Annotated in this window: 16 protein-coding genes; 15 read left to right on the forward strand and 1 reads right to left on the reverse strand. The window is 42.0% G+C overall.

Features of this window, described 5'->3' with window-relative positions; all coding sequences use genetic code 11:
- The first annotated feature begins 235 nt into the window (after positions 1–235).
- The 11 genes from BK120_RS28915 to BK120_RS28965 all read left to right on the forward strand — a co-directional run bounded on the left by BK120_RS28915 (position 236) and on the right by BK120_RS28965 (position 12,784).
- Complete coding sequence (locus BK120_RS28915) at positions 236–1,192, forward strand: ABC transporter ATP-binding protein (protein WP_083682591.1); 957 nt, start codon at positions 236–238, stop codon at positions 1,190–1,192.
- On the forward strand, positions 1,185–1,937 hold the full coding sequence (locus BK120_RS28920) for an ABC transporter permease (RefSeq protein WP_076270973.1): 753 nt from the start codon (positions 1,185–1,187) through the stop codon (positions 1,935–1,937). Before BK120_RS28915 ends, BK120_RS28920 begins: the two co-directional genes overlap by 8 nt.
- Before the next feature lie 45 nt (positions 1,938–1,982).
- Positions 1,983–2,363 (forward strand): GntR family transcriptional regulator, encoded by a 381-nt coding sequence (locus BK120_RS28925; protein WP_076270974.1) that lies wholly within the window; start codon positions 1,983–1,985, stop codon positions 2,361–2,363.
- A gap of 7 nt (positions 2,364–2,370) precedes the next feature.
- Positions 2,371–3,069: an ABC transporter ATP-binding protein gene (locus BK120_RS28930; RefSeq protein WP_076270975.1), complete on the forward strand. Its 699-nt coding sequence runs from the start codon at positions 2,371–2,373 to the stop codon at positions 3,067–3,069.
- Entirely contained in the window at positions 3,066–3,821 is a 756-nt protein-coding gene (locus BK120_RS28935) for a hypothetical protein (RefSeq protein WP_076270976.1), read from the forward strand. Before BK120_RS28930 ends, BK120_RS28935 begins: the two co-directional genes overlap by 4 nt.
- A gap of 166 nt (positions 3,822–3,987) precedes the next feature.
- Positions 3,988–5,739 carry a sensor histidine kinase gene (locus BK120_RS28940; protein ID WP_076270977.1) on the forward strand — a complete coding sequence of 584 codons (1,752 nt, stop codon included), beginning with the start codon at positions 3,988–3,990 and terminating at the stop codon, positions 5,737–5,739.
- Positions 5,732–7,345 (forward strand): helix-turn-helix domain-containing protein, encoded by a 1,614-nt coding sequence (locus BK120_RS28945; RefSeq protein WP_076270978.1) that lies wholly within the window; start codon positions 5,732–5,734, stop codon positions 7,343–7,345. The genes BK120_RS28940 and BK120_RS28945 overlap by 8 nt, the downstream gene beginning before the upstream one ends.
- 174 nt (positions 7,346–7,519) lie before the next feature.
- The gene (locus BK120_RS28950; protein WP_076271054.1) at positions 7,520–8,443 is read left to right on the forward strand and encodes an ABC transporter permease; all 924 of its coding nucleotides are present in this window, start codon (positions 7,520–7,522) and stop codon (positions 8,441–8,443) included.
- 50 nt (positions 8,444–8,493) lie between these two features.
- Entirely contained in the window at positions 8,494–9,432 is a 939-nt protein-coding gene (locus BK120_RS28955) for a carbohydrate ABC transporter permease (RefSeq protein ID WP_076270979.1), read from the forward strand.
- 86 nt (positions 9,433–9,518) lie between these two features.
- Positions 9,519–11,066, forward strand: a complete 1,548-nt coding sequence (locus tag BK120_RS28960; RefSeq protein ID WP_076270980.1) for an ABC transporter substrate-binding protein — start codon at positions 9,519–9,521, stop codon at positions 11,064–11,066.
- A gap of 134 nt (positions 11,067–11,200) precedes the next feature.
- Positions 11,201–12,784 carry an ABC transporter substrate-binding protein gene (locus BK120_RS28965; RefSeq protein WP_076270981.1) on the forward strand — a complete coding sequence of 528 codons (1,584 nt, stop codon included), beginning with the start codon at positions 11,201–11,203 and terminating at the stop codon, positions 12,782–12,784.
- Between the two features lie 75 nt (positions 12,785–12,859).
- On the opposite strand, the gene BK120_RS28970 is transcribed toward BK120_RS28965, so the two are convergent.
- Positions 12,860–13,408, reverse strand: a complete 549-nt coding sequence (locus BK120_RS28970) for a C40 family peptidase (RefSeq protein ID WP_076270982.1) — start codon at positions 13,406–13,408, stop codon at positions 12,860–12,862.
- 262 nt (positions 13,409–13,670) lie between these two features.
- Between BK120_RS28970 and BK120_RS28975 the strand changes: the two genes are divergently transcribed.
- The 4 genes from BK120_RS28975 (at position 13,671) to BK120_RS28990 (ending at position 15,905) form a co-directional block, all read left to right on the forward strand.
- Entirely contained in the window at positions 13,671–13,967 is a 297-nt protein-coding gene (locus BK120_RS28975; protein WP_076271055.1) for a LiaF transmembrane domain-containing protein, read from the forward strand.
- A gap of 75 nt (positions 13,968–14,042) precedes the next feature.
- Positions 14,043–14,729 (forward strand): PspA/IM30 family protein, encoded by a 687-nt coding sequence (locus BK120_RS28980; RefSeq protein ID WP_076270983.1) that lies wholly within the window; start codon positions 14,043–14,045, stop codon positions 14,727–14,729.
- Positions 14,717–15,196 carry a PspC domain-containing protein gene (locus BK120_RS28985; protein ID WP_179089920.1) on the forward strand — a complete coding sequence of 160 codons (480 nt, stop codon included), beginning with the start codon at positions 14,717–14,719 and terminating at the stop codon, positions 15,194–15,196. The genes BK120_RS28980 and BK120_RS28985 overlap by 13 nt, the downstream gene beginning before the upstream one ends.
- Before the next feature lies 1 nt (position 15,197).
- Entirely contained in the window at positions 15,198–15,905 is a 708-nt protein-coding gene (locus BK120_RS28990) for a PspA/IM30 family protein (RefSeq protein ID WP_076270985.1), read from the forward strand.
- Positions 15,906–15,969 lie beyond the last annotated feature (64 nt).

Genomic DNA, 15,969 nt, shown 5'->3' on the forward strand with positions numbered 1-15,969 from the left:
TGTGGCGGAATGGCAGACGCGCGCGACTCAAAATCGTGAGGGAAACCGTGGAGGTTCGAGTCCTCTCATCGGCACCAACTTTTCTAACACAAACTCTTAAGATCATAATGATCTTAAGAGTTTTTTTGTGTTTTAGTTTCATAATAGGTAAAATCGACCTGAAAATTGCCCCTTTACATCTGTTTAGACCTAGCGTACTATTTAACTAGAACACTAAGACGATGGAGGTAAGGAAATGATGAAATCATCTTCTGAAATAAAGGGAACAATCCCCGTACTTTCTTTAAAAAATGTAACCAAACGTATTGGAGGCAAGGCAATTGTAGATCGAATGTCATTTGATATTCACAAGGGAGAAATCGTAGGGTTGCTTGGGCCAAATGGTGCAGGTAAAACGACGACAATCCGAATGATTGTGGGTTTGATTCAAATGTCCGAGGGTGACGTGCTTATTCAAGGAAAAAGCATACGTAATGATTTTACAGGTGCCATAAGGCATATCGGAGCTATTATAGAAAATCCCGAGTTTTATCCATATATGACTGGGTATGATAATCTAAAGCAATATCAGAGAATGTCATCAGGCATTACGGAAGAACGGATAAAAGCAGTTACGGAGCTGGTAGGTTTAGAGGCAGCAATGAATAAGAAAGTAAAAGCATACTCTCTTGGAATGAGGCAGCGTCTAGGCATTGCACAAGCACTGTTAGACAATCCATCGTTATTAATACTGGATGAGCCAACTAATGGTTTAGATCCAGCAGGCATTCGCGAAATGAGACAATATTTGCAAAGAATAGCAGTCCAAGAAGGGATATCGATTCTTGTATCGAGTCATCTACTCTCAGAAATGGAGCTCATGTGCAGCAGAGTCGTTGTTATTCAGGAAGGCAAATATGTGACTCATCGTTCACTAAGCGATAAGGAAGAGCAATCCAAGCAACTATCCGTTGTTGTTCGTGTAGATGATATTGAGCGAGCAAGCCAGATTTCTACAAGTATAGATGGGGTTGAAGTTATTCAGCTTTTAAAAGATAGCAGCGAGCTTGTATTAGCTCTTCAGAATGAACTTATTCCTCAGGTTGTAAGCAAGCTAGGGGAAGACAATATTAAAATTTATCGAATCACTGAAACGAAGATATCACTGGAAGACGAGTTTTTGAAATGGACTGGAGGTAGTCGCATTGCTTAATTTTAACGGACTAGTATTAAACGAATGGTTGAAAATGTCAAAGAAACGAAGCTTCTTCATTGCATACGCAGTAATGCTCCTTACGATTGTAGGTTTCACCTATTTAGTTTGGAAAATGTCTGGCGATCAATATCCAACTATGCTAGAATTTGCTGGATCGATCATGGCAAATGGAGTCGGACAGATCGTAACGATTGTAGCCATTATTTTCACAGCTGGTATCGTTGCAAAGGAACATCAATTAGGAACCGTTAAGTTTTTGCTCATACGAGCTCATGGTAGAAGCAAAATTTTAGCATCAAAATATACAGCAGTTATATTGTTTGTTTGTTCGCTCATCATTTTCACAATAGCTACTGCTCTTGCAGCAGGAGGAATCGCATTTGGATTTGAAGTGACTGGGGAAGTATCCTGGTTGGATGTTGCGAAATCAATGTTATTTCAAACGGTTTATACAACCATCTATGTAACTTTAACGTTTATGTTCGGCATTTTAACAAGATCATCTGGAGCGACAATAGGAATAGGCATGACTGCTGTCTTATTGGAAGGCTTAATGAAAATGTTATTATCAAGCTACGATTTCTCCAAATATCTACTCTTTATGAATACAGATCTATCATTATTTACAGGTAATGAATCGTCATCTGGCGGAATGTTATTCCCGAGTGTTGTGTGTGCAGCATATGTGTGTTTGTTTTTGGTCATTAGCTTTGTTACGTTTAAAAAACGGGATATTGCCTAACATGCAACGTTTTCAAGTGGGCAGTTGAAGGGAGAAGGACATATTGTGAGCATAGAATTTGATAATAATTTGCCAATCTACTTGCAGATCATGAATTATATTAAGAAAGAAATTGTCATTGGCAAGTTGAAGGCTGGGGATAAAATACCAGCGGTACGAGAACTTGCATTAGAGCTACAAATCAACCCGAATACGATACAACGAACCTTTCAGGAGCTTGAGCGAGAACAAATCGTTGAAACGAAGCGCGGGCTTGGCCGATATGTCACTAGTGAGGAGTCGAAAATAATGGATATCAAAAAAGAAATGGCAGGAGATTTGCTAGGTCGCTTTATTCAAGGGATGCAGGAGCTGGGCTTTGCAAATAACGATATCATAACGATCGTTTCACAAGCGGTAAAAGAAGAAGATAAAGAAAAGGAGTGATAGGACTGTGGAAAGCATTTTGAAGCTGACAGAGGTATCAAAGTCATTCGCCGGCAAGAAGGCATTAGACCAAGTATCACTCACGTTGGCGCCTGGCAAGATTGTTGGTCTGTTAGGAAGCAATGGCAGTGGCAAAAGCACATTGATGAAAATAGCTGCAGGACTCATTCATCCAGGTTCAGGTACGGTAACGATTAACGGGCAGCTTGTAAGCAATGAGACAAAAGCAATTACATCTTTTATGCCAGATCAACCGCTCACAGAGAGCTGGATGCGCGTAGAGGACGCAATTGATTTTTATAAGGATTTTTATGCCGATTTTGATCATAAGAAAGCAGATGAAATGCTTGCTTTCATGAATTTGAATAAACGCGATCGGGTAAGCGCGTTATCTAAAGGGATGAATGAACGTCTTCAGCTTACACTCGTATTATCACGAAATGCGAGGCTGTATTTGCTTGATGAGCCAATCGGAGGCGTAGATCCAGTAGCAAGAACGAAAATTTTGGATGCGATTGTTAACTACTATAACGAAGAAAGCAGCTTAATCATTTCAACCCATCTTGTACGCGATATTGAGCGGATCTTCGATGAAGTTGTCTTCATACGCGAGGGTAAGATTGTATTGCAGGATGAGGTAGAAAATATACGACTGGCTCACGGTAAAAGCGTTGATGAAATGTTTAAGGCGGTGTTTGGGGAATGATTAAGCTGTTGAAATACGATTGGAAGCGAAGCAACGATGGTATCCTCAGCACGCTTGCAATCTTTATCATACTAGAAGCAGCGTTCAGTATCACGGGATTGACGCGCAACTGGGATGAAGGTCTTATTACAGCGTTTAGTATTTTCGGCTATGTAATGGTCTTTATCTTGTTGTTCATCCATTGCTGCCGGACGTATGAACGAAACATTAAATCCTACAGCCGGCGCTTACTGCCGCTGCACCCAATCAATGGAATAGGTGCTGCTATCCTTTTAGGCTGGATCATCATGCTGCTCGTTTTGATTATAGCAGCTATTCATATCGCGATCTTCATAGCATTTTCGGATATGGATATTCAATATTTCAAAGAACATATTTCTTTAGAGAACGGCGCTGTATTCGGAATGGTAATAAGCTATATTTGGATGTACACATCCTTTATGCTCTCGATTCTATGTTCCATTACAGTGGCGCGCAGCTTCCGAGTGAAGCATTCTACATGGATCGGGATCGTCTTTTTCTTTGGAGTACAAAGCATTGCTTCTTGGTTAACGTATCAGTTATTTGACCAAAAAGAAGGGATGATGGGTATAGTTTCAGTCAATGTACCTCAATCGAATAGCGGATCTGTTACCTTTGGTTCATCATTTAATGTAGATTTTTTATTCGGACCATTTTTACTGGATTTAGCGTTTACTTTAGGTTACTTGTTTCTAATGATTTATTTGTTAAAAAAGAAAGTCGAGATTTAATAAAGAATGACGATAGCGCATGTGGGGTGAAAATCCTATATGCGCTTTTTTATGTTTTAAATAGATTTGAAAAAAAGGGTCGGCGTATCGATTTTAAGTGATTTCAAGAAAACGCTTTAAATGGTAATATGATTATGATTCAATCGATATTAGGGGGAAGCGGAGCGTGAGGTTCGGTAAATCGATTAGAACTCGTCTTATTATTGGGTTTATGGCAGTTATGCTGCCGGTAGTTATTTATATGCTCATTAACAACAGTTACTCACGTGAGATCGTTCGAGAGAAAGTATCTGAGACCTATCGAAACACACTCGATATTTACGTGGGGCAAACGGATCAAAATCTATTGCAGATTAATGATTATCTTTATAAAATGTCAGTGCTTGATACCGACGTAGGCTTGCTAATGTCCTTTCCGATGGATAGTGACGGTTATACGTTAACGAAAATTAGAATTGATGGGAAGCTAAATCGCGACGTTGGTGTCTATAATCTGATTGATGCTGTATTTCTATATCACGATAAAGATATTATTTTTGGAACAAAAAGCGTATATAATGATACAAAAAAAATAATAAAAACGCATATGGATTCAATGACAAAGGAAGAAAATCTGCTTATGAATGATCAACATTTATGGGAGGTCAGAGCAGATGAGCGGTTGCCAGGGAAGTTTTTTTTGATCAATTTCATTAAGGTGTCAGATGATTTATACGTCGGCGCAATCATTAAAGTACAGGATATAAACAGAATGTTATCGATTCAATGGAGTGACGGTGATATCGGCCATAACGGCATTTATTTACGCGCTGGCGATCAACTTGTTCAGTCATTGACGGAAAACTTAGCGCCGCTGGAACTCAGCTATAAAATATCGAAGAAACCGTATGAATCGTTGACTGATCGAAATACAGGCGAAACCTATCTTGTTATGAATAGAATGAGCGAAATGGTGGATATCGCTTATCGAGTCGTTATACCTGAGCGGACGCTGCTGCGTAATTTATTATTTTTTAGAAATGCGACGTTGTTTGCTCCAATTGGGTTTCTAGCTATTTTGCTTATTTATTTGTTCTTTATGAGGAATATGCTGTTTAAGCCGCTGCATGAGCTTATTCTAGGAATGAAGAAAATCTCTTTAGGAATGCTGGATGTTAGATTGAAGAAAAACAAATCGCTTGAATTTGAGTTTCTAGGAAACACCTTCAACATCATGGCTGAACAAATTAAAACCTTGAAAATTGATGTTTACGAGGAGCAGCTCCGCGTGAAGCAAGGAGAGCTTAAGCAGCTCCAAGCGCAAATTAATCCGCATTTTTATATGAACAGCTTAAATATTATTTATAATTTAGCAGCATTAGGCGATACAGAGTCGGTGAAAAAGATGTCGCTGCATCTTGCTGATTATTTCCGCTTTATTATGAAAGCCAATCGGGATACGATCACACTTAAGGAAGAACTAATGCATATCGAAAACTATATGACGATTCAAAAAATTAGGTTCCCTGAGAAGCTGCAATGTACCTATGAGGGAATCGAAGACATTTTGCATTATCCTATTGCGGCATTAACCATTCAGCCTTTTGTAGAGAACTCCATCATTCATGGGTTCAAAAACAGGAGGCAGCTTTTCCAAATCAAAATATGTGCGGAAATGGACTCCGAGCATGGATTTACGTTATCGATCAGCGACAATGGTACGGGCTTTAGTCCTGAGGTGCTGGAGAAGCTGCAAAACAAAGAACCGCTGCAGGAAGGCGAATCGAGCAGCTTAGGCATTATGAATGTCATTCATAGACTACAGCTGCTGTATGGCGAACGGACATCAATTACTTTCCGCAATCAAGCGGAGGGCACCGGAGCAATTGTCGTTATCGTATTTCCTAAGCTTACAGAGGGAGTGAGAGCAGTTGTATAACTTATTGGTTGTAGATGATGAGGAGATAGCCATTCGAGGCATCGTGAATGGCATAGACTGGTCAACGCTGCCGATTGCGAGCATTTATACGGCTATAGATGCGGAAGAGGCTCAGGCTTTGCTGACTGAGCATACGATTCACATTATGATATCGGATATTGATATGCCAAATCAAAGCGGTATCGAATTGCTAGAGTGGGCGAATGAGCATTCCCCTTCCAGCGTAACAATCTTTTTGACCGGTCATGCGGATTTTAAATATGCGCAGCAGGCGGTTCAGCTTGACTGCTTCGATTATTTGCTCAAGCCAATTGATCATAACGCTCTAAAAGCATGTGTGAATGAGGCGCTGGAAAAAGCTCGTGATTTGGAGCAGCTGGCAAAAATTCGCGGGACATACAACTTATTTTATGAGCAATGGAGCAAGCAGCAGCCTATATTAATTGAGCGTTTCTGGCAAGATGTCATTCACTACCGTTTATCAGCGGCATCGCAACAGCTCAATTTCTCATTGCAAACCTATGGTTTACCGCTTGAAGCGGACAGCTTGATTCACGTCGTGCTTATTAGCATCGAGCAGTGGCGGGAGGAATGGTCGGCCCGTGATGAGGAGATCATGACATACGGAATTAAGAATGCAGCTGAAGAGATCGTGCTTCAAGGTGAATCTGGCCATATTGTGCAAGATGGCAGCGGGATTTTATATGCAATATTTTATAGTGGAGCGTTAGGTGACAAGCAAGGCAATAATGATCTGCATGCCAGATGCAAAACATTTATTGATCAATGCAAAACGCTGCTGAATTGCTCGTTATCCTGTTATATAAGCGAAGCAGCGGAGGTGAAGCAGCTCCGTACTACAATACAAACGCTGCTTACCTTAGAGAGAAGCAACGTCAGCAATACTTGTGCGATTATAATGGAGCGTGATTATACTCAGAAGCAAGGACTGAATACACTTCAGCAAGCCCCCTTCGCTGACTGGGCACTATTGCTGGAATCCGGCAAGCAGACGGAGTTGTCCTTGCGAATAGATGAATGCTTTGACCAAATGTTAGAGCTGAAAGTTGATTATACCTATATGGCATCGTTTTATTATGGGTATATGAATATGGTGTTCCAATGGTTGAATAAAAAGTCGGTTCAAATGACGGACGTGTTTGTACATAGAGAATGGGAGGTAGGCGAGAACATTCTCAAATCATTGCCGCGCATGCGAACATGGACACAGCAATTGAGCCAGCAGATTACGGACTATGCCAACCAGAACGGCAAGGACGTGTCACAAGTAGTGGAGAAGGTTCAGCGCTACATGGAAGAGCATATGGGAGAGGAATTCAGCCGTGAGCAAGCGGCCGAGTCTGTTTATTTGAATCCAGCTTATTTATCTCGTTTATTCCGTAGGGAAACGGGTTACTCGTTAACGGATTATTTGGTTCGAATGCGTATAGCCAAGGCGAGAATCGAGCTTGAAAAAACAAATAACCGAATAAGTGATGTTGCCATAAACGTAGGATATAGTAATTTCTCGCACTTTTCTAAGCTGTTTAAGAAAACGACGGGGCTTACACCGCAAGAGTATCGTAAAAACTTTCAGGATGTATGATTGAAAAGTCACTGTACCGTTAATATGGTCACGGCGCCGACAGATGTCGGCGTCTTTTTTTTATACAATTATACCTAGATGGAACACAAGAGTTTTAGAAAGAGGAGGGGGAAGGCGTTGGCGAAACATACGACGGAAGCGATAACAACAGCTGCCTATATTCCGAAGAGTTCAATGAAAAAAATGTCTCAGCTCCGTATTTTTCGCAAGTATTGGATGTTCTACCTAATGATGCTGCCAGCCATCGTATTGCTGCTGCTGAACAATTACATTCCGATGTTCGGAATCATAATTGCTTTCAAAAACATTAATTACGCGGATGGAATATTTGGAAGCGCCTGGAGCGGGTTGAGAAATTTTGAGTATTTGTTCAAAACATCAGACGCTTGGATCATTACAAGGAATACGCTGCTGTACAACTCAGGTTTTATCGTATTGAACTTGGTATTCCCGCTCTCTTTTGCGATCATGCTTAATGAAATCAGAAGCCGTTTTCTCGCAAAGCTTCATCAAACGATTATGTTTCTGCCCTACTTTTTATCGATGGTCGTCATTAGTTATTTGGTCTATGGCTTCTTGAGCGATCAGCATGGGTATCTGAACACTTCGCTGCTGCCGGCGCTTGGACTTGAACAGGTTCAATGGTATTTCACGCAGGAGGTATGGCCTTATATTTTGCCAATCGTTAACACCTGGAAAAGCATGGGGTACTTTACCGTCATTTATATGGCAGCCATCATTGGCATAGATGATGAGTATTACGAAGCTGCAACCATAGACGGAGCAAGCAAGTGGAAGCAAATGACGAGTATTACGATCCCGCTCATCATGCCGATCATTACGATTATGACACTGCTGCAAATCGGAAAAATATTTAACGCGGATTTCGGTTTGTTTTTCCAAGTGCCAAGAGAATCGGGTGTGTTGTTCCCGGTAACAAATGTTATCGACACCTATGTTTATCGCACATTCCTAACGGTTGGTGATATTGGTTTATCCTCAGCGGCAGGATTGCTGCAATCCGTAATCGGCTTCGCATTAGTATTTTTCTCGAATTGGGTGGTCCGCCGAATTAATAAAGATAATGCGTTATTTTAGAGTCTTGCTATCGAAGGATATTTACGAAAATTTTGTTTGGAGGTGATCCTATGGAAGCAGCTGAGATTGAGAAAATACCTTCCGGATCTAATATTAAAAACCAATTATCACTTCCGGCTTCTCTAGGCATCAATATATTTTTTATAGTGTATTCGTTGCTTTGTATCGTACCGCTCATTTTAATTATTATGGTTTCGATCTCCGATGAAAGTACAGTTGTCAGGGAAGGGTATCAATTTATTCCTTCAAAATTTGATTTGGCAGCGTACCAGTTCCTATTCAAAGATGCGACCCAGATTTTTCGATCCTATGGTATCTCTATCTTTGTAACGATTGTCGGAACTTCACTTAGCTTAATGATCATGGCGCTGTACGCTTATCCAATATCCAGATCAGATTTTCCTCATGCCAAGTTTTTTACCTTCTTCGTATTTTTTACGATGCTTTTCTCAGGGGGCTTAGTTCCTTGGTATCTCGTATATGTTCAAATGCTCGATTTGAAGGATACGATAATGGCTCTTATTGTACCGCTTTTAGTTGCTGCGTTTTTTGTTCTAATCATTCGAACGTTTTTCCAAACGACCATTCCTGTAGCCATACTGGAGTCTGCAAAAATTGATGGAGCGGGAGAGCTGACGATCTTTTTCAAAATCGTTTTGCCGTTATCGCTTCCGGTACTTGCCACAGTAGCACTCTTCCAGACGTTAACGTATTGGAATGATTGGTTTCTCAGCCTTGTGTTCATAACGAAGGAATCGAACATAACTGTTCAATACCTCATGTATAAGACGATGCTGAACATTCAGTTTTTAGCTAATAACAGTACGGCGGCGGCAGCTATTATTGCGGCTGGAGGAACCTTTAAGTTTCCGAGCGAGACAGTTCGTATGGCTATGGTTGTTGTTGGAATCGGTCCTATCATTTTTGCCTACCCGTTCTTTCAAAAATATTTTGTAAAAGGGCTGACTGTCGGCGCTGTAAAAGGTTGAACTCATGACTGTCAGCAATCATACGGCTGTAATCGGCAACGCCGATTTAGCATATAATCCAAATTTTTGAGGGAGGTCCACCCGCTATGAAGCAAGTTAAACAAAAAACATCGATGCTTCTTCTCATGCTGATGTCCATCGTACTGATTGTATCCGCATGTTCAGGAAACAACGGGAAAAACAACGCAGAGCCAACAAAAGCGCCAGCTGCCGAAACGGATAAACCAGTCACTACGGATGAAGAGCCGCCAGCATCAGATTTGAAGCCATATCAAGTTTCTCTCGTATATCCTGGCACACCGCAAACAGATGAGAAAAAAGTAGAAGAAGCACTCAATAAGCTGCTTACTGAAAAAATCAACGCAACGATTGATCTCAGGCCAATCGATTGGGGTGCATGGGATGATAAAATCAATTTGATGGTTGCTTCGAGGGAAGAAGTGGACATTGTGTTCACGGCGCAGTGGAATGGTCATGCTAAATATGTTGCCAAAGGCGCATTTCTGGATCTAGGTGACCTGATTGATAAATACGGTCAAGGCATTAAAGATTCATTAGACCCTGCGTTTCTGGAAGGGGCAAAAATTAGCGGCAAAAACTACGGTGTTCCAACGAACAAGGAGCTCGCAGCTGCTGGCGGAATCGTCTACCGCAAAGATGTTACCGATGAGCTTGGCATTGATATGAGCAATGTGAAAACACCAGAAGATCTTGATGCTGTATATGCCGTCGTTAAGGAGAAAAAGCCGGAATTAATTCCGCTGTATACAACGGCAGGCGCTTTCAACTCGCACTTCTTCGCCAATTACGACTTCTTGGGCGATTCAACGATTCCTGGCGCCATTCTTAAAGATAAAGACGATACTAAAGTGATGCCTATGGAGCAGCTTGACCGCTACAAGCAATATTTAAATCTGACTCGTGACTATTTCAAGAAAGGCTACATTAATGCAGATGCTGCGACTACACAAGTTGCTTCAGCAGACGCTTGGAAGGCAGGCAACGTATTCTCTACGATTGAGCCAATGAAACCAGGCAAGGACGCAGAGATTGCAAGCGCTTCTAACCTGACTGGGAAGCTTGCTCAAATCATGATGACAGAAAAAACAGTCGCCACATCTGAAACTGCTGGTTCGATGCTAGGTATCTCTTCCACTTCTAAGGACCCAGACCGTGCGATGATGTTGATTAATTTACTTCATACAGACAAGGAAATCAATAACTTGCTTAACTTCGGTATTGAAGGCGACCATTATACACGCAGTGGAGAAATCATAACAGCTACAGGAAATACAGCTAACTATAACCCAGGCTCGGCTTGGATGTTCGGCAGTCAGTTCTTGAACTATGTTTGGAATACAGAGGACCCAGATAAGTGGGCCAAATTTAAAGAGTTCAACCAAAATGCGAAGGTTTCTCCAGGCCTTGGTTTCGTATTCGACAGCGAGCCAGTGAAATCGGAAGTTGGAGCATTGGCAAACGTAATCCGTCAATATCAAAGAGCGCTTGAAACAGGCTCGGTCGACGTCGATAAAACGTTAGCTGAATATGATAAGAAATTGAAGGAAGCAGGCGTTGATAAAGTGGTTGCGGAGAAACAAAAGCAATTTGATGCGTTCCTAGCCAGCAAGTAAACAACCTGTGATTACGTACAATGAAACCCGCGCCTTCTAAAGGCGCGGGTTTTTCTTGCTTGCAATTTTTTGTGTATTCCTTACAATTAAGCTAACAAATGCAATTCATCCATGCAGTAGGGGGCTAAGCGGGTATGACTCGATCGAATTACCATTTGATGCGTGCAAGGATGCTCCTGCTGACCTGCTTCTTTCTAATCATAGCTTGTTCAAATGAGTCAGGCACAGAACCGGCATGGAACAACAGTGAAGCCAAGAGCCAACTTGAATTCAATAATGAAAGCGTTTCAATGGATTCAGGAGAAATGGATGAAGCCGACAACTCTGACATTCTTCAATTAAAAGCGTATACGCTAAAGTTTGTATATACAGGTGCACCGCAGAAAGATGAAGAAGAAATAGAAGCGGCCATGAATGACTACTTATTAACGAAAATAAATGCAAAAATAGACCTTATTCCAATTGACTGGGGACCGTGGGACGATAAAGTCAATCTGATGATCGCATCACGTGAAAAGATTGATATTTTATTTACAGCGCAATGGAATAAACACGCGATTAATGTGTCAAAAGGTGCTTTTTTAGTCGTTGATGAGCTTCTAGATCAGTATGGCCAAGGCATTTTGCAATCGCTTGACCCTGTATTTCTGGCAGGCGCCAAGATTGAGGGACATAATTATGCCGTTCCAACAAACAAGGAGCTTGCTGCGCAGGGAGGCATTATCTATCGGGCGGATATAGCTGAAGAGCTTGGAATAGATATGACTAAGGTGAAAAGTATAGAAGACTTAGATGAGGTTTATCAGATTGTCCGAGAGAAAAAGCCGGAGATCACACCCCTTTATCTGAAGATGGGGGAATCGTTTAATACACATTACATTGGGAATTTTGATGCATTAGGAGATACATCGATTCCTGGGGTCATTTTGAAGGATGGAGAAAGCACTAAGGTTTTGCCTGCCTATGAAGTGGGCCGTTATATAGATACACTTCATATCACACGCAAGTTTTTTCAGAAAGGGTACATTAATAAAGATGCGGCTACGAATCAGACGATGAACAGCGAGGCGCTGAGATCCGGAGATGTTTTTTCAATAACTGGCGCATTAAAGCCCGGCAAAAGTGAAGAGCTGGCGATTCAGACGGGGATGATCGGAAAGCTTGCGCAGCTGCCGTTAAATGTGAAGACGATAGCAACGTCAGAGACCGCGGGGTCCATGCTGGCTATCTCTTCGACCTCACAAGATCCAGCGCGAGCGATGATGTTTATTAATCTGCTGCATACAGATGTTTACTTAAACAATTTATTGAACTACGGGATTGAAGGCAGGCATTATATAAAGGTTAGTGAGAATGTGATCAGGCCTACCGAGTATACCCAAAATTATAATCCAGGAACCACGTGGATGTTCGGCAATCAGTTTTTAAATTATGTATGGGAAAGTGAAGACCCAATGAAGTGGAATAGCTTCAAGCAATTTAACCAAGAGGCAAAAATTTCACCAGGTCTTGGCTTCGTATTTAATGGGGATACGGTAAGGGCTGAAGTAGCTGCGGTCGGCAATGTGGATAGGCAGTACCAAACTGCGCTTGAAACAGGATCTGTAGATGTGGATAAAATACTGCCCGAGTATATCGAGAGGCTGAAAGCGGCAGGTATCGAGAAAATAATAGCGGAGAAGCAAAAGCAATTCGATCAATTTCTTGCAAGCAAATAAGCTTCAAAGCTTATAAGTTGTGCCGGCCATGCGCTTTCGTAGCTGGACCGGCACTTTTTAATGATAAGAAAACGGCTAGAGCGCGCTTCCGCCAAAAACAAAACGGTATTCCCAGTGTGTATTGTCGATGTTGTCGATTCGTACGCCGCCGCTTTCCTTCGAATAAGTATCGAGCATTTTTCCATTGCCTAAATAAACGCCTACGTGAGTTATCGTTTGTTTTGACTTCGTTAAACGCGAATAACCTGCCGTACTGCTGCCGTGATAGGACATAAAGAACATGAGGTCACCGCGCTTTAGGTTTTTCCAGTCTGTTTGAATCGCTGAATTTTTCTTAATATAAGCTGCTTGCAGAGCAGAGGTAGAAGGAAGCGTTACGCCCGCTGCTTTTTCAAATATGTGTTTGGTGAAATCTGAACAATCAAATGTTTTCGTTGTGCTTCGATCAGAGCCGAACTCATAGGGTGTCCCTAAGTATTTCATTCCTGTTGCAATTATTTTCTCCACCGATGATGATGCTGCATAGACATGTCCATTTGTTTGGAAAGGAATGGTTCCAGTATTTAATAATACGGTAGTCAAAAAGCCAGCTACAATGAGTTTCTTAATCGAATAGTTTTTCATTGGCAGCGTATACACCTCCTGTGTGATAATAACGTAACACAGGGATATTAGTAGTTTAAGCTGTAAAATATGGGTATTAACCCGCATTTGACCCTAGAGGCGGGCTGCCCACTCGACCTAAGTCTAGTGAGAAAACCGCCGAAAGTCCGTTTTATAAAAGGAGAAATTGATCTAAACTAAGTACATAAGCAAGAGCAACACACGTAAGGCAAGAAAAGAAAAATGAATAAATTCTAATAGTCGAAAGGAGTTGGAAATGGAGATGAATGGAAAAAGCGCTTTGGGCGTGTTGCTTGTCATCGTCGGCAGTATCGCGGTACTTAATTTTGTCGGAGTTCATTTTGGTGCAATATTCGGATTTTTGCTCCCGTTCATACTAATCGGATTGGGGGTTGTCGGTTGGTCGAACAATAAGAAATGGATTGGCGGAATACTTATTGCAATCGGCGGCATGATGATTTTCGGTAAACTCGGCGGTATCATCTTACTGCTTCTAGCAATCGGCTTAATCGTTGCTGGTGTGAGCCTCTTTAAGAAAGACAAACGCAGAGCATTTTAGTTGCTGCGAATCATTATAAAATGTAAAGATAGATGAAGCTGGTTTTGCACCGCAAAACGTTAAGGAGGACATTGAATGAGCATTATGAAGCGAGTTCGCGACATTACTGTCGCTACATTAAATGAACGGCTTGAAAAATCAGAGGATCCAGTACGGTTGATTGATCAATTCCTCTGGTCGACAAGAGAAGATATTATCCAAGCTGAGAAATTATATCAGCAGTATGCAGGACATAGCAATCACTTGAAAGCACAATGGCTGCAAGCTGAAGAGCAAAAGGAACGCCGTGAGAATCAAGCGTTGACAGCTCTGAAGGCTGGCGAGGAGCAAATGGCAAGAATCGCATTGCATGAGAAAGCTAGCTGCGAAGAGCGTTCAATTCAATACCGTGAGCTGTTCGAGCAAAGCCGTCAAAACACGCTTGATCTTGAAGAACAGCTGCGCGAGATGCGCAGCGAATACCAATCGGTATATGACAAGCGTGAATATTATGCAGCTCGTATGGAATCACTAAGGCTTCAACAACGAATGAACGCTCGATATACGAGCGGCTTCGGTGATCAAGGCATTCAATCGGGTTCTGTGTTTAGAAAGCTGGAGGATCGTATAAGCGGCATGGAGCATGAAGCAAAGAGTCTTCGCGACATTCGCAAAATGGGTCAAGAATTCGTATCCGAAGCGGGCAACACATTGCAATCGGTTATTGAACGAGAGCTTGAGCAGCTGAAACGTAAGCTTGAGAAAGAGGGATGGTCGTCTTGAAAAAACTGTATCGATCTTCTCGAGACAAAAAATTATTCGGTCTTTGCGGTGGATTAGCGGAAATGTTAAATGTGGATGCGACGCTGCTGCGGATTCTACTTATAGTCGTTACGATCTTCACAAGCGGAGCTGTTATTCTGATCTATATTATTGCAGGCATGGTTGTTCCTAAAGAACCGCCTGTCTACTCCGGCTTCGGTCCAAACGGCTTTGGTAACGGAAACGGAAACGGTTATGGCGGAGGTTATAACCCAGGATTCGATCAACATACAAATTCGCCTTTCGGTGGTCCTTACAAAAACCCGCCGCAAGCGCCAGGCTCTTGGAGTGCACCGGCACCTTCATCCCAGCCTACAACATCGTCACAGTTCGATAGCATGATGGATGATTTGGAGAAAAAAGCACTACGTCGTGAAATTGAAGAATTGAAAGCCAAAATTGCTAAATACGAGAAGGGGGATTTTTAATATGGGAATTTTCAAACGCATGAAAGACATGACTAAGGCATCGGTAAATGAGGCATTGGACAAAATTGAAGATCCGATTATTATGTTAAATCAATACTTGCGTGACATGGAATCTGAAATTCATCAAGCTGAGGTTACAGTAGCTAAACAAATGGCGAATGAGCGCCGGATGAAGCAGCGCTTGGAAGAAACAGTACGCAGCGCGGCAGATCGTGAATCAAAAGCAGAAGCGGCTCTAAGAGCTGGACAAGAAGAACATACGCGCAAGCTGCTTGAAGAGAAGCTTTATTTTGACCAAAAGGTAACAGAATATACTGATTTGCACGCACAATCGAAGACACAGGCTGAGGAATTGATGCAACAGCTGCACGCAATGAAAGAAGAGTTCTACCAGCTTCGCAACAAGCGCAATGAGCTTGCTTCCCGTGCACAAGTAGCAAAAGCTCAAAAGCAAATGGCGCAATTGACTACTAACAACACGATTGATAGCGGTTCGGCATCACGCGGCTTCTACCGGATGGAAGAGAAAATTATGCAGCTAGAGGCTGAAGCAGATGTTTTGCGCACGCCTTACTCCTATAACAGCTCTTCGAACAGCTTTAATGCAGCAGATGCTGAGAAAAAAAATAAAGTGGATGAGCAGCTGCAAGCACTTAAAAACAAGCTAAACCCAACAACTTCATTAACAAAGGCTCCGACTGAGGAATAAGACTATAGGCTATGAAGGAAGCGGACCGTTTTGCGGTCTGCTCTTTCATATGTTTTTTGCTTCA

This window comes from Paenibacillus sp. FSL A5-0031, from assembly GCF_001956295.1.
In the GTDB taxonomy this organism is placed as follows: domain Bacteria; phylum Bacillota; class Bacilli; order Paenibacillales; family Paenibacillaceae; genus Pristimantibacillus.